The sequence below is a fragment of the Streptomyces sp. V4I8 genome, assembly GCF_041261225.1.
In the GTDB taxonomy this organism is placed as follows: Bacteria; Actinomycetota; Actinomycetes; order Streptomycetales; family Streptomycetaceae; genus Streptomyces.
Genome location: NZ_JBGCCN010000001.1, coordinates 2,703,303 through 2,721,626 on the forward strand (window position 1 = coordinate 2,703,303; position 18,324 = coordinate 2,721,626).

Here is an 18,324-nt window from a genome sequence, read left to right on the forward strand (position 1 = left end):
CCATTGTTGCGTAATTCCTCAAGGGCAGGCAAGCCGCGTCCGGGCACCTCGACGGTGCCCTGCGTCACTTAGGTATACCTAATCTGACCTGCGGAAATGATCTTTGATCGATCAAACCGGTGGCATCGCGGGGCGCCCTCCGGGACACTCCCGAAGCATGTCGACACCCCCTCCGACCGGCCCTCTTGTCACCCGAGACACCCTCTCCGCACAACTGCGCGAGCTCGGCGTCCAAACCGGTGAAACCCTCCTCGTGCACTCCTCGCTCAGCTCCCTCGGCTGGGTCTGCGGAGGCGCCGTCGCGGTCGTCCAGGGGCTGCTGGACGCGCTCGGTCCGGACGGCACCTTGGTGGTCCCCACGCAGACCGGCGACCTCTCGGACCCGGCGGTGTGGGGCGACCCGCCGGTGCCCGAGGAGTGGTGGGAGACCATCCGGGCGACCCTGCCCGCGTACGACCCGCGGGTCACGCCCACGCGCGGGGTCGGCGTCGTCCCGGAGACCGTCCGGACGTGGGCGGGAGCGCTGCGCAGCGCGCATCCCCAGACGTCCTTCGCCGCCGTCGGCCCGCGCGCGGCGCGGATCGTCGACGGACACGCCCTCGACTGCCGCCTCGGCGAGCGCAGTCCGCTGGCCCGGCTGGAGGAGCTCCGCGCGCGCGTGCTGCTGCTCGGCGCCGGTTACGACACGTGCACCGGCTTCCATCTCGCCGAGTACCGGATCCCGTCGCCGCTGGTGAAGGTGGGGCGGCCGGGGCCCGCGGGGTGGGAGGTGGTGACGGAGGTGTCGATCACCTCGGAGCGGTTCGACGAGCTGGGGCACGACTTCGAGCGGGACCGTCCCGTCGTACGCGGGAAGGTGGGCGCGGCCGACGCACGGCTGTTCCCGGTGGCGGAGGCGGTGGCGTACGCGGAGCGGTGGCTGGAGATACACCGGCCCCGCGCGGAGGAGATCTGAACCGGACCGCGTGGGGAGGACTCGCCCCGGCCGTGCGGGGATATGTGACCCCGGCTGGGCAGGGCGAGGTGACCCCGGCCGTGTGGCGAGGCGTGAACCCGGCCGTATGGCGAGACGTGAACCCGGCCGTTCGGGTTACCTGCCACGTACCTAGACTCTGGAGCCATGCGAACTGAGCCCGTGGTCCAGATCCAGGCCCTGGTGAAGCGGTACGGCGGCAAAACCGCGGTGGACGGCCTCGACCTGGTGGCCCGGGCCGGTGTCACCGCCGTACTCGGACCCAACGGCGCGGGCAAGACGACGACCGTCGAGACCTGCGAGGGATACCGCAAGCCGGACTCCGGCACGGTGCGCGTCCTGGGCCTGGACCCGGTGAGACAGTCCGGCGAGCTGCGGCCCCGCATCGGCGTGATGCTCCAGTCCGGCGGCGTCTACTCGGGCGCGCGGGCCGACGAGATGCTGCGCCATGTCGCCAGGCTGCACGCGCACCCCCTGGACGTCGACGCCCTGATCGAGCGGCTCGGGCTGGGCGGCTGCGGCCGGACCACCTACCGCCGCCTCTCCGGCGGCCAGCAGCAGCGGCTCGCGCTCGCCATGGCCGTGGTCGGCCGTCCGGAGCTGGTGTTCCTCGACGAGCCGACCGCCGGGCTCGACCCGCAGGCCCGCCGGGCCACCTGGGACCTGATCCGGGACCTGCGCGGCGACGGGGTCTCCGTGATCCTCACGACCCACTACATGGACGAGGCCGAGCAGCTCGCCGACGACGTCGCGATCATCGACGCGGGCCGGGTCATCGCCCAGGGCTCCCCGGAGGAGCTGTGCCGGGGCGGCGCCGAGAACACCCTCCGCTTCTCCGGCCGTCCCGGCCTGGACGTGGGGTCCCTGCTGAAGGCCCTGCCCGCCGACTGCACGGCCGCGGAGCTGACGCCGGGCTCCTACCGGGTCGTCGGCAAGGTCGACCCGCAGCTGCTCGCGACGGTGACGTCGTGGTGTGCGCAGCACGGGGTCATGCCGGACCGGATCTCGGTCGAACGGCACACCCTCGAAGACGTCTTCCTGGAGCTCACCGGTAAGGAGCTGCGCGCGTGAACGCCGTCGGTACAGGTCCGGGTACGTACACCCCGAAGCCGGGCGCCGCCCCCCTCCCCCGCATGATCGCGGCTCAGGCGGCGCTGGAGACGAAGATGCTGCTGCGCAACGGCGAGCAGCTGCTGCTGACCGTCGTGATCCCCACCTTGCTGCTGGTCCTCTTCAGCTCGGTGGACATCGTCGACACGGGCTCCGGCGAGGCCGTCGACTTCCTGGCCCCCGGCATCCTCGCGCTCGCCGTGATGTCGACGGCGTTCACGGGGCAGGCGATCGCCACGGGCTTCGAGCGCCGGTACGGCGTGCTGAAGCGGCTGGCGTCCTCGCCGCTGCCCCGCTGGGCCCTGATGACGGCGAAGACGGTGTCCGTGCTGGTCACCGAGGTCCTCCAGATCGTCCTGCTGACGGTGATCGCCTTCGCGCTGGGCTGGTCGCCGCACGGGAATCCGGCAGCGGTCGTACTCCTGCTGGTCCTTGGTACGGCCGCCTTCTCGGGTCTGGGCCTGCTGATGGCGGGAACGCTCAAGGCCGAAGCCACCCTCGCCGCCGCCAACCTCGTCTTTCTGCTGCTGCTCGTCGGCGGCGGCGTCATCGTGCCGCTGGACAAGTTCCCGCCCGGTGCCCAGGACGTGCTCGGCCTGCTCCCCATCTCGGCGCTCTCCGACGGACTGCGCGACGTACTCCAGCACGGGGCCGGGATGCCCTGGGGTGACCTGGGGATTCTGGCCGCGTGGGCGGTCGTCGGGCTGGCGGCGGCAGGGAAGTTCTTCCGCTGGGAGTAGGGCTGTTACGGCCCCGGGGTGGACCCTCGTGAAAGCGTGCACAAGCGGCCGCCTACGATAGGGCGCGTGCCAAAGCTGACCCGCGCCGACGCCGTAGCGGCCGTGCGCAACCCCCTCGCCTTCATCGCCGCACGCTGGACCCCGACCCCGAGGACGGTCCAGCGGGCGGCCCTCGCCGCGCTCGTGATGTCGGTGATCATCGTGGTCACCGGCGGTGCGGTACGCCTCACGGGGTCCGGGCTCGGCTGCCCGACCTGGCCCAAGTGCACCGACGACTCGCTCACCGCCACCAGCGAGATGGGCCTGCACGGCGCCATCGAGTTCGGCAACCGCATGCTGACGTACGTGCTGTGCGCCGCGGTCGGCTGGGCGATCATCGCCGCGCGCTCCGAGAAGCCGTACCGGCGCGGTCTGACCCGGCTGGGCTGGGCGCAGTTCTGGATCGTGATGAGCAACGCGGTGCTCGGCGGCATCGTCGTCCTGGTCGGCCTGAACCCGTACACGGTCGCGGCCCACTTCGTGGCGACGTCCGCCCTCATCGCGGTCGCCACGGTGATGTGGCAGCGCACCCGGGAGGGTGACGGGGCGCCGCGTCCGCTGGTCGGCAAGGCGGTGCAGCAGCTGGTGTGGGTCCTGGTCGGGGCCTCGGTGCTGCTGATCCTGGTCGGCACGGTGGTCACCGGGGCCGGCCCGCACGCGGGTGACTCCAGCGAGGTCGAGCGGATGCCGCTCGACTGGGAGACCGTCACCAAGCTGCACGCCGTGCTGGCCTGGATCGTGGTCACGCTGACGTTCGCCCTGTGGTTCGTCCTCAAGGCGGTCGACGCCCCGAAGGGCCCCCTGAACCGCACGCGCGACCTCTTCCTGATCCTGCTGGCCCAGGGCGTCATCGGCTATGTCCAGTACTTCACGGACCTCCCGGAGATCCTGGTCGGCCTGCACATGTTCGGCTCCGCCGTCACGTGGATCGCGGTGCTGCGGGTGATGCTGGCCCTGCGGGAACGGCCGTTCGACGAAGCGGCCGAGATCCCGGCCCCGGCGGCCGAGGCGACGGTGGGCACGCGCGCGTGAGTCAGCCGTACGCCGTCACCAGTTCGTCGATCGCCGGTCCCAGGTAGCCCCGCGTCAGCCCGGCCCTGCGCGCCGCCCACGCGTCGGTCGGTGGCGGCGCGGAGTCGTCGTAGCGGCGCCTGCGGATGTCCTCGACGACCTCGACGGGCGCTCCGAGGCCGGGGAGCAGCTCCAGGGCCTCGCGCTTGGAGATCAACCGACCGTCGCGCACGGTCACGCCGGCCCGGGCGAAGGTGATCATCCCCAGGTCGACCCACACGTCCCGGGTCCACAGCGGGGCCTCGTCAAGGGCCGGCCGCCAGAAGTCCCGCTGGTCACGTACGACGAAGTCGGCCAGCTCCCGGTCCGGCACCGGCGGCAGCAGAGCGGCGGGCGTCTGCCCGTGCAGCACCCGGCCGAAGGCGTGCAGCTCGCGCCGGGTCACCGGGGAGACCGGCCGCTTGAAGAGCTGCTGGTGCGCCCAGGTGAGGTGGCGTCGGTCCACGTCATCCGCCCTGTCAGGCGTCAGGTACGTGCAGTGCAGCTGCCCGGCGAGGGGCTCGGCCCGCAGCCTGGCATGGAGCTTCGCCACCCGCCAGACGGTGCCGGGCGTCAGCGGGCCCGGCAGCACGGCGATCAGGTCCAGGTCGCTGCGGCCCTCCTGGTAGTCGCCGCCGGCCAGAGAGCCGTGCGCCCAGGCGGCGACGGGAGCGAGAGGTTCGAGCTCCCCGAGAAAGCGATCGAGTAAGGCGTCGGTCAGCATCCGCCCAGTCTGTACAGCTCACTCCACCCCGTACACCCGTCTGGCGTTTCCCGCCGCCACCATTCCCGCCACCCGTTGCGCGTCCCCCAGCGACCACGCCCCCTCGGCGACCCAACCGCCGAGCACCCGGGCGAGGGCCTCGCGGAACAGGCGTGCCCCGACCACGTGCAGTTCGGGCAGACCCTGCGCCCCGCTGGAGAAGAGGATCTTGCCGAAGGGGGCGAGTTCCAGGATCTCGGCGAGGATGGTGGCGGCACGCGCGCCCGTGCGGATGAGGGCGGCACCCGAGTCGGCGTAGACGTGCGGGAAGACGCCGGCCAGGTGGGCGGCGTGGCGGTGGTACGGGTAGCCGTGCAGCAGGACCAGGTCGGTGCCGAGGCCGGCCGTCGCGCGCACGAAGTCCGTGAGCAGCACCGGGTCCGTGCGGTCGATGCGCAGGCCGGGTTCCCCCAGCCCCGCGTGCAGTTGCAGCGGCAGTCCCGACGCCACCGCGATCCACAGCAGGTGCCGTAGCAGCACCGGGTCGCTCAGCTCGCCGCCGACCCTGCGGGCTGCCAGCCAGCGCCCCGCCGCGCCCCGCACCTCTCCCGGCCCCGGCGGCTCGGGCGCCAGCGCGAGACCGTGCCGTACGCCCGCCACGGAGGTGAAGGCCACCGCGTTCGCCGCCGCGCCGTGCACCGACTCGGCGAGGTTCGCCAGGAAGGACTCGACCGTGCCCGAGGTGTCGGCGACCTGTTCGGCGAGGAGTTCGAGACGCACGATCTCGTGAACCTCGGCGGACGCGGTGGACGCCATCTCCGGAGGACCCGTGAGGTCGCCGGGCAGGCCGGTGTCGATCAGATACGTCGTGATGCCGCTGCCCCGCAGCAGACGCCGCCCCGCCTCCAGCACGCCGAGTTCACGGCGTCTGGCCAGATAGCGGGCGGGTGCGCAGTGCGGCTCCAGGCCGAGCAACGGAGGGCACCAGCGGCGTACGGCGAAACCCGTCTGGGTGTCGAAGAGCGTGGTGCCGGGCGCCGGCGGGCCCTCGGTACGGGCCAGCTGGGCCTCGAAGGTGCCGAGACCCAGCTCCGTTCTCAGGACCCCGTGGCAGTACTGGTCCACGAGGGACGGCGTTTCGATCATCCCGGGCTCCCCGTCGGCTGGACCGTGTGCTTCTCACAGGTCCTAACGGGTGAACCGGGCATCAGGTGTTGGTGTCACACACCCCGTGCGAAACGCTCCGCCGGGAGGGCCGTTCGCCGAGGACCGGGGGTGGTTCAGGTGATGCGGCGACCGCGGGCCCGTCGTGGCTGGTCGGGCCCCGCGGCGGAGCAGCATGTCGACACAGCCCCGCGCCCCTCAGGTCCGTTGTTCAGCCGTTGCTCGGTCCGCCGACCTGGATGCCCGCCATACGGCTCCACTCGTACGGGCCGGTCTTCACCTTCGCCGCGAACTCGCCGTCGAACGCCTCGTGGACCGTGACGCCGGCCTTCCCGACCGCCTGCTCGGCGATCTCGTACGACGGTGCCACCAGGTCGCCCCAGCCGCCGTCCTCACCGACGAGCACGATGCGGGCGCCGCGCTGTCCGATGTACGCGACCTGGGCCTCGGCCCCGCCGTGGGACTTCGCGAAGGCGTTGATCTGCTTGGCCAGCTTGGCCACCTTGTCTGCCATGGCCAGGATGCTACCGACGAGTAGATCGAATGGCGACGGGCGGGGTGCGTGACCCGCGCCTCAGGGGCCCTACCGCACGGGTCCTGCCGCAGGCCCCTACCGCAGGAAGGGGTCCACCGCCACGGCCACGAACAGCAGCGACACATAGGTGATCGACCAGTGGAACAGCCGCATCTCCTTCAGCTTCCCGCCCGTCACCTCGGCCTTCGCGCGGTTCTGCAGCGCGTGCGCCTCCCAGAGCCACCAGCCGCCCGCGGCCAGCGCGACCGCGGTGTAGAACCAGCCCGTGTAGCCGAGCGGCTGCAACAGGAGCGACACCGCCACCATCACCCAGCTGTAGATGACGATCTGCTTGGCGACGACCTTGTTGGAGGCGATGACCGGGAGCATGGGCACGCCCACGCGCGCGTAGTCCTCCTTCACCTTCATGGACAGCGGCCAGTAGTGCGGCGGCGTCCAGAAGAAGATCACCATGAAGAGGATGAGCGGCGCCCAGGTGAGGGAGTTCGTGACGGCCGTCCAGCCGATCAGCACCGGCATACAGCCCGCGATGCCGCCCCACACGATGTTCTGCGACGTACGGCGCTTGAGGATCATCGTGTAGACGACGACGTAGAAGAGGAGCGCGCCGAGGGAGAGCCAGGCGCTCAGCCAGTTGACGGTCAGGCCGAACAGCAGGGTGGAGGCGATGGCCAGTGTGATGCCGAAGGCCAGGCACTCGCGCGGGCTGACCATGCCGGTGACCAGCGGGCGCTGGGACGTGCGGTCCATCAACGCGTCGATGTCGCGGTCGATGTACATGTTCAGCGCGTTGGCGCCGCCCGCGGACAGGTAGCCGCCGACGCAGGTGAGCAGCACCAGACCGAGGTCGGGTACCCCCTGCTCGGCCAGGAACATCACCGGAACGGTGGTGATGAGCAGCAGCTCGATGATCCGCGGCTTGGTCAGCGCCACGAACGCCTTGACCCGGGCCCCTACCGGCCGCCGGCTCGGGCTCTGGCTCGTCCCGATAATCCCCGCTGGACGGGATTCAACGGCCGTCACGCACACCCCTGACAGAGACATCCCAGCAAGCCTCCCCTGTGAAGTCCCGGTAAAGGCTCGCGCGTACCACGCCACTGTAGACGTTGCCCAGACCCGGACATTCGCGGGGGTGGGGTCGTGTTGGAGGGCACGGTCCGACGGGCGCGGGGAAGCTCGATTGAGCACCCGGATGAGCGGCTCCGTATTCACTTGCCGAATGCGGAACGACCCGGTCGGGAGGCACATCCCGGCGACTCCCGGCAGTCTGGAATGACTCGAAAAAACGCACGTACTTCCGGGGGTAGGCTCGACAGCGGCCGGCCGACGCCGAGAACGCCGGCAGCCGGTGGGCGTGTGCCCGTGACGCCGGCAACCGACATGTGGAGAGGAGCCCTGACCCAGGGTGAGCACCAAGCCGACCACCACAGACCTCGAGTGGACCGAGTTGGACCAGCGGGCCGTGGACACCGCCCGCGTCCTGGCCGCCGACGCCGTACAGAAGGTCGGTAACGGCCATCCGGGTACGGCGATGAGCCTGGCGCCTGCCGCCTACACCCTCTTCCAGAAGGTGATGCGGCACGACCCGGCGGACGCCGACTGGGTCGGGCGCGACCGCTTCGTGCTGTCCGCCGGCCATTCGTCCCTGACCCTCTACACCCAGCTGTACCTGGCCGGCTTCGGCCTGGAACTGGACGATCTGAAGGCGTTCCGGACGTGGGGTTCGAAGACCCCCGGCCACCCGGAGTACGGCCACACCACGGGCGTCGAGACGACGACCGGCCCGCTGGGCCAGGGTGTCGCCAACGCCGTCGGCATGGCGATGGCCGCCCGCTACGAGCGCGGTCTGTTCGACCCGGAGGCTCCCGAGGGCACCTCCCCGTTCGACCACTTCGTCTACGTCATCGCCGGTGACGGCTGCCTCCAGGAGGGCATCTCCGCCGAGGCGTCGTCGATGGCCGGCCACCAGAAGCTCGGCAACCTGGTCCTGCTGTGGGACGACAACCACATCTCGATCGAGGGCGACACCGAGACGGCCGTCTCCGAGGACACGGTCAAGCGGTACGAGGCATACGGCTGGCATGTCCAGCGTGTCGAGCCGCAGGCCAACGGCGACCTCGACCCGGCCGCCATCTACGACGCCATCCAGCAGGCCAAGGCGGTCACCGACAAGCCGTCCTTCATCGCGATGCGCTCGATCATCGCCTGGCCGGCCCCGAACGCGCAGAACACCGAGGCCGCCCACGGCTCGGCGCTCGGCGACGACGAGGTCGCGGCCACCAAGCGTGTCCTCGGCTTCGACCCGGAGCAGTCCTTCGAGGTCTCCGACGAGGTCATCGGCCACACCCGGGGTGCCCTGGAGCGCGGCCAGGCGGCCCGTGCCGTGTGGGAGAAGTCCTTCCAGCAGTGGCGGGACAACAACCCCGAGCGCGCCGCGGAGTTCGACCGCATCGCGGCCGGCGAGCTGCCCACCGGCTGGGAGGAGAAGATTCCGGTCTTCGAGCCCGGCAAGGGTGTCGCGACGCGTGCCGCGTCCGGCAAGATCCTCCAGGCGCTGGGTGCGGTCATCCCGGAGCTGTGGGGCGGTTCGGCCGACCTGGCCGGCTCCAACAACACGACGATCGACAAGACGTCGTCGTTCCTCCCGGCGGACAACCCGCTCCCGGAGGCCGACCCGTACGGCCGTACGATCCACTTCGGTATCCGCGAGCACTCCATGGCCGCGGAGATGAACGGCATCGCGCTGCACGGCAACACCCGTATCTACGGCGGCACGTTCCTCGTGTTCTCCGACTACATGCGCAACGCCGTACGCCTGTCGGCGCTGATGCACCTGCCGGTGACGTACCTGTGGACGCACGACTCCATCGGTCTCGGCGAGGACGGTCCGACGCACCAGCCGATCGAGCACCTCGCGTCGCTGCGCGCGATCCCGGGGCTCAACGTGGTCCGCCCGGCCGACGCCAACGAGACGGCGATCGCCTGGCGCGAGATCCTCAAGCGCTGGACCAAGGAGTTCGGCAAGGGCGCCCCGCACGGGCTCGCGCTGACCCGTCAGGGTGTGCCGACGTACGAGACCAACGAGGATGCCGCCCGCGGCGGTTACGTGCTGTTCGAGGCCGACGGCGGCGAGCCGCAGGTCGTCCTCATCGCGACCGGTTCCGAGGTGCACGTCGCCGTCGAGGCGCGCGAGCGGCTGCAGGCCGACGGGGTGCCGACGCGGGTCGTGTCCATGCCGTCCGTGGAGTGGTTCGAGGAGCAGGACCAGGGGTACCGGGACAGCGTCCTGCCGCCGGCCGTCAGGGCGCGGGTCGCGGTGGAGGCCGGGATCGGTCTCACCTGGCACAAGTACGTCGGGGACGCGGGTCGCATCGTTTCCCTGGAGCACTTCGGTGCTTCGGCCGACGGCAAGGTCCTCTTCCGGGAGTACGGCTTCACTGCCGAGAACGTGGCGGCCGTCGCGCGGGCTGTATTTGATTCGACTACGGGCCTCACCGCGGCCCAGCGCTGACGCTCACATACGAGACGTAGGAGTTTGATTTTCCATGACAGACGCACTGAAGCGCCTCTCCGAGGAGGGCGTCGCGATCTGGCTGGACGACTTGTCGCGCCAGCGCATCACGTCCGGCAACCTGGCCGAGCTGATCGACCAGCAGCACGTCGTGGGTGTCACGACCAACCCGTCGATCTTCCAGAAGGCGATCAGCGGCGGTGACGGCTACGAGCAGCAGGTCGCCGACCTCGCCGCCCGCAAGGTCACCGTCGAAGAGGCGATCCGCATGATCACCACGGCGGACGTCCGGGACGCCGCCGACATCCTGCGCCCGGTCTTCGACGCCACCGGCGGCCAGGACGGCCGCGTGTCGATCGAGGTCGACCCGCGCCTGGCCCACAACACCCGCGCGACCGTCGCCGAGGCCAAGCAGCTCGCCTGGCTGGTCGACCGTCCCAACACCCTGATCAAGATCCCGGCGACCAAGGCGGGCCTTCCGGCGATCACCGAGGTCATCGGCCTCGGCATCAGCGTCAACGTCACGCTGATCTTCTCGCTGGAGCGCTACCGCGAGGTCATGAACGCCTACCTCGCGGGCCTGGAGAAGGCGAAGGCCAAGGGCCTGGACCTGTCCAAGATCCAGTCGGTGGCGTCCTTCTTCGTCTCCCGTGTGGACACCGAGATCGACAAGCGGATCGACGCGCTCGGCACCGACGCGGCCAAGGCCGCGCGCGGCAAGGCGGGCGTGGCCAACGCGCGGCTCGCCTACCAGGCGTACGAGGAGGTCTTCTCCTCCGACCGCTGGAGCGCGCTGGAGAACGCGGGCGCCAACAAGCAGCGTCCGCTGTGGGCCTCGACCGGTGTGAAGGACAAGGCCTACAAGCCGACCCTGTACGTCGACGACCTGGTCGCGCCGAACACGGTCAACACCATGCCGGAGGCCACCCTGGAGGCCACCGAGGCGCAGGGCGAGATCACCGGCAACACCATCGCGGGCACCTACCAGCAGGCACGCGCCGACCTGGACGCGGTGGAGGCGCTCGGCATCTCGTACGACGAGGTGGTCCAGCTGCTGGAGGACGAGGGCGTCGAGAAGTTCGAGGCGTCCTGGAACGACCTGCTCAAGTCGACCGAGGCGGAGCTGGAGCGCCTCGCCCCCTCGGAGGGCTGATCCCTTGCCACCCTTTACCGTCACGGAAGCGAACCCGCTTCGTGACGCCGCCGACCGACGGCTCCCGCGTATCGCGGGGCCGTCGGGCCTGGTGATTTTCGGCGTTACGGGCGATTTGTCACGTAAGAAGCTGATGCCTGCGGTTTATGACCTCGCCAACCGGGGTCTGCTGCCGCCGGGTTTCTCGCTGGTCGGCTTCGCCCGCCGCGAGTGGGCCAACGAGGACTTCGCTCAGGAGGTCCACGACGCGGTCAAGGAGCACGCCCGCACCCCCTTCCGTGAGGAGGTCTGGCAGCAGCTCATCCAGGGCATGCGCTTCGTGCAGGGCACCTTCGACGACGACGACGCCTTCGAGCGGCTGCGCGGCACCATCGAGGAGCTGGACAAGGCGCAGGGCACGGGCGGCAACTTCGCCTTCTACCTCTCGGTGCCGCCGCGCTCCTTCCCGGTGGTCATCCAGCAGCTGAAGAAGCACGGCCTCGCCGACCAGACGAGCAGTTCCTGGCGCCGCGCGGTCATCGAGAAGCCATTCGGGCACGACCTGGCGTCCGCCGAGGAGCTCAACAAGGTCGTCCACGAGGTCTTCGCCCCGGACCAGGTCTTCCGCATCGACCACTACCTGGGCAAGGAGACCGTCCAGAACATCCTGGCGCTGCGGTTCGCCAACACGATGTTCGAGCCGATCTGGAACCGGTCCTTCGTGGACCACGTGCAGATCACCATGGCCGAGGACATCGGCATCGGCGGCCGGGCCGGCTACTACGACGGCATCGGCGCCGCCCGTGACGTCATCCAGAACCACCTGCTCCAACTGCTGGCGCTGACCGCCATGGAGGAGCCCGCCTCCTTCGACGCGGACGCGCTGGCGGCGGAGAAGACCAAGGTGCTCGGTGCCGTACGGCTGCCGAAGGACCTCGGCCGCGACACGGTGTTCGCGCAGTACGCGGCCGGCTGGCAGGGCGGCGAGAAGGCGGTCGGCTACCTCCAGGAGGAGGGGATCGACGCCAGGTCGAAGACCGACACGTACGCCGCGATCAGGCTGGGGATCGACAACCGCCGCTGGGCGGGCGTCCCCTTCTATCTGCGCACCGGCAAGCGGCTGGGCCGCCGGGTCACCGAGATCGCGGTCGTCTTCCAGCGTGCCCCGCACTCCCCCTTCGACCACACGGCGACGGAGGAGCTCGGCAAGAACGCGATCGTCATCCGCGTCCAGCCGGACGAGGGCGTCACGGTCCGCTTCGGCTCGAAGGTGCCGGGCACGTCGATGGAGATCCGGGACGTGTCGATGGACTTCGCGTACGGCGAGTCCTTTACGGAGTCGAGCCCGGAGGCGTACGAGCGCCTGATCCTGGACGTCCTCCTGGGCGACTCGAACCTCTTCCCGCGCACCGAGGAGGTCGAGCTGTCCTGGAAGATCCTCGACCCGATCGAGGAGTACTGGGACCGGCACGGCAGGCCCGCCCAGTACCCGGCCGGTACCTGGGGCCCCGTCGAGGCGGACGAAATGCTCGAGCGAGACGGACGGAGCTGGCGCCGGCCATGAAGATAGACCTCACGGACACCACGGCCAGCAAGATCAACAAGGCGCTGGTGCAGGGCCGTCGGGCCATCGGCACACCGGCCGTCGGCATGGTGCTCACGCTGGTCATCGTGACGGACGAGGAGAACGCCTACGACGCCCTGAAGGCCGCCAACGACGCCGCGCACGAGCACCCCTCGCGCACGCTCGTGGTCATCAAGCGAGTCTCGCGTTCGCCCCGCGACCGTACGCAGTCCCGGCTGGACGCCGAGGTGCGGGTGGGCGCGGACGCGGGCAGCGGCGAGACGGTGGTGCTCCGGCTGCACGGCGAGGTGTCCGACCACGCGCAGTCCGTCGTCCTCCCGCTCCTCCTGCCGGACGCCCCGGTGGTGGTCTGGTGGCCGGTGAACGCGCCGCTCGACCCGGCGAACGACCCGCTGGGCGCGCTGGCCCAGCGCCGGGTGACGGACACCTACGCCTCGGAGCAGCCGGTGCGGGAGCTGTCGGCTCGCGCCGACACCTACGCGCCCGGCGACACGGATCTCTCCTGGACCCGGATCACGCCGTGGCGCTCGATGCTCGCGGCGGCTCTGGACCAGGTGGTCTGCGAGGTGAAGGCCGTCGAGGTGGAGGGCGAGGAGTTCAACCCGAGCTGTGAGCTGCTGGCGATGTGGCTCGCGGACCGGCTGGACGTCCCCGTCAAGCGGTCGCTGTCGTCGGGCCCCGGTCTGACGGCGGTCCGGATGGACACCGACTGCGGCCCGATCACGCTGGACCGTGCGGACGGCTCCCTGGCGACCCTCTCCATCCAGGGCCAGCCGGACCGCGGTGTGGCGCTGAAGCGGCGCGAGACGGCCGAGCTGATCGCGGAGGAACTGCGGCGGCTCGACCCGGACGACACGTACGCGTCGGCGCTGCGGTTCGGGGTGGAGCGGCTCAACTCCTCCGTTCCGGCTCCGGCGGTTCGGAGTGCGGAGGCCGCCGAGGCCGCGGTGGCCAAGGCTGTGCAGGCCGTGGCCCTGGCCGAGGCCGCCGTGGCCAAGGCGGAGGTGCCGCCTGCGCAAGAGGCCGGGGCGTCGCTCGCGGAACGGGCCGGGGAACAGGCCGGGGAACAGGCCGGGGAACAGGCCGGGGAACAGGCCGGGGAGGGATCACCGGCCAAAGGAGCATCGGCCGGAACGCCCGCCGAAATCGCTGCGAAGGCTTCCGCGAAGGAAGCGAAGGCGCAGGAAACGGTGACGAAGGCGGCGGCGAAGTGAGTACTCCGCAGCTGGTCGTGCACCACGACAAGGAGCTGATGGCGCAGGCCGCGGCGGCCCGGCTGATCACGAAGATCGTGGACGCGCAGGCCTCCCGGGGCTCGGCGTCCGTGGTCCTCACCGGCGGCCGCAACGGCAACGGCCTCCTGGCCGCGCTCGTGGCCGCCCCCGCCCGGGACGCCATCGACTGGGGCCGACTGGACCTCTGGTGGGGCGACGAACGCTTCCTCCCCGAGGGCGACCCCGAGCGCAACGTCACGCAGGCCCGCGAGGCCCTGCTGGACGCGGTGCCCCTGGATCCGAAGCGGGTGCACGCCATGCCCGCGTCGGACGGCCCCTTCGGGGCGGACGTGGAGGCGGCGGCCTCTTCGTACGCGGAGGAACTGGCGAGGGCGGCGGGCCCGGAGAACCACGGCGCGGTCCCCACCTTCGACGTCCTGATGCTGGGCGTGGGTCCCGACACGCACGTGGCCTCCCTCTTCCCGGAACTCCCCGCGGTACGGGAGACGGACCGCACCGTCGTCGGCGTCCATGGCGCCCCGAAGCCGCCGCCGACCCGTGTGACCCTCACGCTCCCCGCGATCCGGGCGGCGCGGGAGGTATGGCTGCTGGCGGCCGGCGAGGACAAGGCGCAGGCCGCCGCGATCGCCCTCTCGGGTGCGGGCGAGATCCAGGCTCCGGCGGCGGGAGCGTACGGCCGCGCCAGGACCCTCTGGCTCCTGGACACGGCGGCGGCATCGCAGCTGCCGCGATCACTGTATCCGCCGGCGTCCCCGTGAACGGGTAGGGGCGGCGGGGGTTCGATTTCGCCCCCGCCGCCCCTACCCGTCCCATCCTTCCGGGGCTCCGCCCCGGACCCCGCTCCTCAAACGCCGGAGGGGCTGGGTTTTTCAGCCCGTCCGGCGTTTGAGGACGAGGCCCCTCAAGGGCCGAAAGCGGGGGTCCGGGGGCGCAGCCCCCAGGGACGGGACGGGTAGGGGCGGCGGGGGCGAAGGACTCCTACTTCACCGACCCCGCCATAACTCCCTGCACAAAGTGCCTCTGGAACGCGAAGAACACCACCACCGGCACCACCAGGGACACGAACGCCCCCGGCGCCAGCACATCGATGTTGCTGCCGAACTGCCGTATCTGCGACTGCAGTTCAACCGTCAGCGGCTGCGACGCACTGTCCGCGAACAGCAGCGCCACCAGCATGTCGTTCCACACCCACAGGAACTGGAAGATGGCCAGCGAGGCGATCGCGGGCCGCCCCACCGGAAGCACAAGCCGCGTGAAGATCCGCCACTCACTGCCGCCGTCCATCCGGGCAGCCTCCAGCATCTCCTTCGGCATTTCGGCGAAGTAGTTCCGCAGCAGGAACACCGCGAACGGCAGCCCGTAGGCCACGTGGAAGAGGACGACGCCGGGAATCGTGCCGAACAGCCCCAGCTGGCCGAAGAGTTTGGCGACGGGGAGCAGGCCGATCTGCACGGGGACCACCAGCAGCGCCACCACGAGCAGGAAGATCGCCTCACGGCCGGGGAAGTCCAGCCACGCGAAGGCGTATCCGGCGAGGGCCGCGATCACCACGACCAGCAGCGTCGTCGGCACCGAGATCAGCACGGTGTTCCAGAAGGCCTGGCTGATCCCGGCGTTCCCCAGCAGCGCCGAGTAGTTGTCGAAGGACAGCTGCCCAGGACTGGTGAACACCGTCCACCAGCCGCCCTTCGCCGTGTCCTCGGCGGAGCGCAGGGAGGACAGGAACAGTCCGGCGAGCGGTGTCAGCCACACCAGCCCGACCACCACGAGAAGCGCCTGGACGACCCCGTTGCCCAGCCCGCGCTTGACCGCGTTCATCGCTGACTCCTTCGGAAACGGCGGACGTTGAAGACCATGGCGGGGATGACCAGCAGCAGGAGCAGGACGCCCAGCGCGCTGCCGAGCCCCTGGTTGTTGCCGCCGCCGAAGGACACCAGCCACATCTGTGTGGCGAGCACGGTCGCGTCCTCCTGCACCGGGCCGGGGGCGATGATGTAGACGAGGTCGAATACCTTCATCACGTTGATGACGAGGGTGATGAAGACGACCGTGAGGACCGGTGCCAGCAGCGGCACCGTGATCCGGCGGAAGATCTGCCACTCGTTCGCGCCGTCCATCCGCGCCGCCTCCAGCGCGTCCCGGGGCAGGGCCGAGAGGCCCGCGCCGATCAGGACCATGGCGAAGCCGGTCCAGATCCACAGGTACGCCCCGATGATCGCCGGCGTGACGAGGGTGGGTCCCAGCCAGGAGATGCCCTCGTAGGGGGCGGCGAAGTTCGAGGCCGGCAGCTTCACCGTGTACGAGCCGTCGTCCAGCCCTTCGAAGCGGAAGGAGCCGTCGGACGCCGTGGTCGTCGAGGCGACCGCCTTCCCGGCCCGTACCGCCTCGACCTTCATCTCCGGCAGCCCGTTCTCCCGCCGGTCGACCTTGCCCTGCTCCCCTCCCCCACCGGGCGTGAAGTCCAGGTACACGACACCGCGCAGCTCACCGGGGCTCGCCGTCCGCCCCGCCGCCGCGTACGCCGGCTCGGTGCCCCCGGGCAGGTCGTCGGGGAGGACGCCGACCAGACCCAGCGTCACCGCCTCACCCGGCGACGCGGTCGCGCTCGTGCGGTACGAACCGTCCGTGCCCTGCGTCAGTCCCTGTCCGTCGCGGGCCCGGGCCGTCGGATACGTCGACGTACCCTGGAAGGCGTCGTGCACGGAGACGGCGGCGGCGTTCAGTACGCCCTTGTCGGGGTCCTCGTCGTAGGCGAGCCGGAAGATGATGCCGGCGGCGAGGAAGGACACGGCCATCGGCATGAACAACAGCAGCTTGAACACGGTCGCCCAGCGGACCTTCTCCACCAGCACGGCCAGGATCAGACCGAGTCCGGTGAGCAGGGCCGGGGCCACCACCACCCAGATCGTGGTGTTGCGGATGGCCTTCAGCGTCGCCGGGTCGCGGAACATCTCGGCGTAGTTCTCGCCGCCCACGAAACGGGTACCGGAGGCGTCGAAGAAACTGCGCCCGACGGAGAAGAGGACGGGGTACACGACCAGGGCGCCCAGCAGGAGCAGTGCGGGGAAGACGAAGAGCAGGGCGATGATCCGAGCGCGCCGCCGGGTACGCCGACCGCGCGCCTTGCCCCCGGCGCCCGCGGCGGGCGCCGGGCTCGTCTCGTTCACGAGTGTGGCGGTCATGACCGACTCAGCCCTGGCCCTCGTACGCCTTGGCCGCCGCGGCCTCCAGCTTCGCCGCGGTCCCCTTCGCATCCGACGGGTCACGCAGGAAGTCCTGCAGGAGCTTCCACTCACCCGCGCCCTTGGTGCCGCCGAAGGCCGCGGGGGCCTGGTCCGACATGTCGAAGCGAACCGAATCGCCTGCGGAGACCAGGGACTTGGCGGTCGCGCGGGTGACGTCGTCGCCGTACGAGGCGAGGTCGACGTTCTTGTTCGGGGACAGGAAGCCACCCGCCTGCGCCCACACCGCCGCGGCCTCCGGGGTCGCCAGGTACTCCAGCAGCGCCATGCCGGCCTTCTGGTTCTTGCCGTCCTTCAGCACGACGGCCGCGTCACCGCCGCTGACGACCGGGGCCTTGCCGGCGCCGACCGCCGGGAACGGGAAGAAGTTCGCGTCCTCGCCGATCGTCTTCCCGAACTGGTCCTTGGCGACGCCCGCGACGAAGTCGCCCTCGTAGACCATGCCCGCCTCGGGCTTCGGCCCGAACACCTTCTCCACCGAGCCGGGGAAGTCGGTGTTGAGGGCCCCCTTCTGGCCGCCCGCGATCAGCTGCTTGTCCTTGAACAGCTTGCCGAGGGTGGTCAGCGCCTCGACCACCGACGGGTCGGTCCACTTCAGCTGGTGCGTGGCGAGGGCGTCGTACTTCTCGGGTCCGGCCTGGGAGAGGTAGACGTTCTCGAACCAGTCGGTCAGCGTCCAGCCGTCCTGTCCGGCGACCGAGAAGGCGGCCAGACCCGAGTCGGAGACGGTCTGTCCGGCCTTCAGCATCTCGTCGTACGACTTCGGCGCCTCGACACCGGCTTGGGCGAGGGCGTCGGGGCTGTACCAGACGGTCGACTTGTGGGCGGCCTTGAAGTAGAGGCCGTAGAGGGTGTCGTCGACGCTGCCGTAGTTCTTCCACACGGGGGCGAAGTTGGCGTCCACGGACTGCTGGGCCGTCTTGGACAGCGGCTTGAGCCAGTCGTTCTTCGCGAACTGCTGGAGCACGCCGACCTGCGGGACCATCACGACGTCGGGGGCGTTGCCGCCCTCGATCTTGCTGCCGACGACCGTGGAGACGTTGTCCCCGGTGGACGTGAACTGGGTCTTGGCGCCGGTCTTCTCGGTGAAGGCGTCCAGCACCTTCTGGAAGTTCTTCTGCTCGGTGCCGGACCAGACACCCGCCACGGTGACCGTCTGACCGCTGAGCGCCTTGTCACCGCCGCCCGCGGAGACCGGCCCGCCGCCGCACGCGGTCGCGCCGAGCGCCAGGACGAGCAAGGTGCAGCCGGTGAGCAGGGTCGTACGTCGTCGCATCATCATCGATGTCCCTTCGGGGATGGGGA

Annotated in this window: 16 protein-coding genes; 9 read left to right on the plus strand and 7 right to left on the minus strand. The window is 70.5% G+C overall.

Features of this window, described 5'->3' with window-relative positions:
* Positions 1 to 157: 157 nt before the first annotated feature.
* The 4 genes from ABIE67_RS12305 to ABIE67_RS12320 all read left to right on the plus strand — a co-directional run bounded on the left by ABIE67_RS12305 (position 158) and on the right by ABIE67_RS12320 (position 3,894).
* Positions 158 to 955: an aminoglycoside N(3)-acetyltransferase gene (locus ABIE67_RS12305; RefSeq protein WP_370256498.1), complete on the plus strand. Its 798-nt coding sequence runs from the start codon at positions 158 to 160 to the stop codon at positions 953 to 955.
* 165 nt (positions 956 to 1,120) lie between these two features.
* Entirely contained in the window at positions 1,121 to 2,044 is a 924-nt protein-coding gene (locus ABIE67_RS12310; protein WP_370256499.1) for an ABC transporter ATP-binding protein, read from the plus strand.
* A 62-nt stretch (positions 2,045 to 2,106) separates the two neighbouring features.
* Positions 2,107 to 2,823 carry an ABC transporter permease gene (locus ABIE67_RS12315; RefSeq protein WP_370268480.1) on the plus strand — a complete coding sequence of 239 codons (717 nt, stop codon included), beginning with the start codon at positions 2,107 to 2,109 and terminating at the stop codon, positions 2,821 to 2,823.
* A gap of 66 nt (positions 2,824 to 2,889) precedes the next feature.
* On the plus strand, positions 2,890 to 3,894 hold the full coding sequence (locus ABIE67_RS12320) for a heme A synthase (RefSeq protein ID WP_370256500.1): 1,005 nt from the start codon (positions 2,890 to 2,892) through the stop codon (positions 3,892 to 3,894).
* 1 nt (position 3,895) lies between these two features.
* On the opposite strand, the gene ABIE67_RS12325 is transcribed toward ABIE67_RS12320, so the two are convergent.
* The 4 genes from ABIE67_RS12325 to ABIE67_RS12340 form a co-directional block, all read right to left on the minus strand.
* On the minus strand, positions 3,896 to 4,636 hold the full coding sequence (locus ABIE67_RS12325; protein WP_370256502.1) for a nucleotidyltransferase: 741 nt from the start codon (positions 4,634 to 4,636) through the stop codon (positions 3,896 to 3,898).
* A gap of 18 nt (positions 4,637 to 4,654) precedes the next feature.
* Positions 4,655 to 5,761: an amidohydrolase family protein gene (locus tag ABIE67_RS12330; protein ID WP_370256503.1), complete on the minus strand. Its 1,107-nt coding sequence runs from the start codon at positions 5,759 to 5,761 to the stop codon at positions 4,655 to 4,657.
* Between the two features lie 229 nt (positions 5,762 to 5,990).
* Positions 5,991 to 6,293 carry a hypothetical protein gene (locus ABIE67_RS12335; protein ID WP_030049090.1) on the minus strand — a complete coding sequence of 101 codons (303 nt, stop codon included), beginning with the start codon at positions 6,291 to 6,293 and terminating at the stop codon, positions 5,991 to 5,993.
* Positions 6,294 to 6,389: 96 nt separating this feature from the next.
* The gene (locus tag ABIE67_RS12340; protein WP_370256504.1) at positions 6,390 to 7,358 is read right to left on the minus strand and encodes a heme o synthase; all 969 of its coding nucleotides are present in this window, start codon (positions 7,356 to 7,358) and stop codon (positions 6,390 to 6,392) included.
* Between the two features lie 361 nt (positions 7,359 to 7,719).
* On the opposite strand from ABIE67_RS12340, the gene tkt reads away from it, so the two are divergent.
* From tkt to pgl, 5 genes are read left to right on the plus strand one after another with little or no spacing between them, the layout of a single operon-like run.
* Positions 7,720 to 9,825: a transketolase gene (gene tkt, locus ABIE67_RS12345; protein WP_370256505.1), complete on the plus strand. Its 2,106-nt coding sequence runs from the start codon at positions 7,720 to 7,722 to the stop codon at positions 9,823 to 9,825.
* A 34-nt stretch (positions 9,826 to 9,859) separates the two neighbouring features.
* Complete coding sequence (gene tal, locus ABIE67_RS12350) at positions 9,860 to 10,978, plus strand: transaldolase (protein ID WP_370256506.1); 1,119 nt, start codon at positions 9,860 to 9,862, stop codon at positions 10,976 to 10,978.
* A gap of 4 nt (positions 10,979 to 10,982) precedes the next feature.
* Positions 10,983 to 12,521, plus strand: a complete 1,539-nt coding sequence (gene zwf / locus ABIE67_RS12355; RefSeq protein WP_370256507.1) for a glucose-6-phosphate dehydrogenase — start codon at positions 10,983 to 10,985, stop codon at positions 12,519 to 12,521.
* Positions 12,518 to 13,756, plus strand: coding sequence for a glucose-6-phosphate dehydrogenase assembly protein OpcA (opcA, locus tag ABIE67_RS12360; RefSeq protein WP_370256508.1), 1,239 nt, complete (start codon positions 12,518 to 12,520; stop codon positions 13,754 to 13,756). The genes zwf and opcA overlap by 4 nt, the downstream gene beginning before the upstream one ends.
* A complete protein-coding gene (gene pgl, locus ABIE67_RS12365) occupies positions 13,753 to 14,535 on the plus strand; it encodes a 6-phosphogluconolactonase (RefSeq protein WP_370256509.1) in 783 nt (260 codons plus the stop codon). The genes opcA and pgl overlap by 4 nt, the downstream gene beginning before the upstream one ends.
* A 220-nt stretch (positions 14,536 to 14,755) precedes the next feature.
* Here pgl and ABIE67_RS12370 read toward each other — a convergent pair whose 3' ends face one another.
* Genes ABIE67_RS12370 through ABIE67_RS12380 form a run of 3 tightly spaced genes read right to left on the minus strand, consistent with a single transcriptional unit; the run spans position 14,756 to position 18,298 of the window.
* Positions 14,756 to 15,595, minus strand: a complete 840-nt coding sequence (locus tag ABIE67_RS12370; RefSeq protein ID WP_370256510.1) for a carbohydrate ABC transporter permease — start codon at positions 15,593 to 15,595, stop codon at positions 14,756 to 14,758.
* A complete protein-coding gene (locus ABIE67_RS12375) occupies positions 15,592 to 16,959 on the minus strand; it encodes an ABC transporter permease subunit (RefSeq protein ID WP_370256511.1) in 1,368 nt (455 codons plus the stop codon). The genes ABIE67_RS12370 and ABIE67_RS12375 overlap by 4 nt, the downstream gene beginning before the upstream one ends.
* Before the next feature lie 7 nt (positions 16,960 to 16,966).
* A complete protein-coding gene (locus tag ABIE67_RS12380; RefSeq protein WP_370268484.1) occupies positions 16,967 to 18,298 on the minus strand; it encodes an ABC transporter substrate-binding protein in 1,332 nt (443 codons plus the stop codon).
* Positions 18,299 to 18,324: the final 26 nt, after the last annotated feature.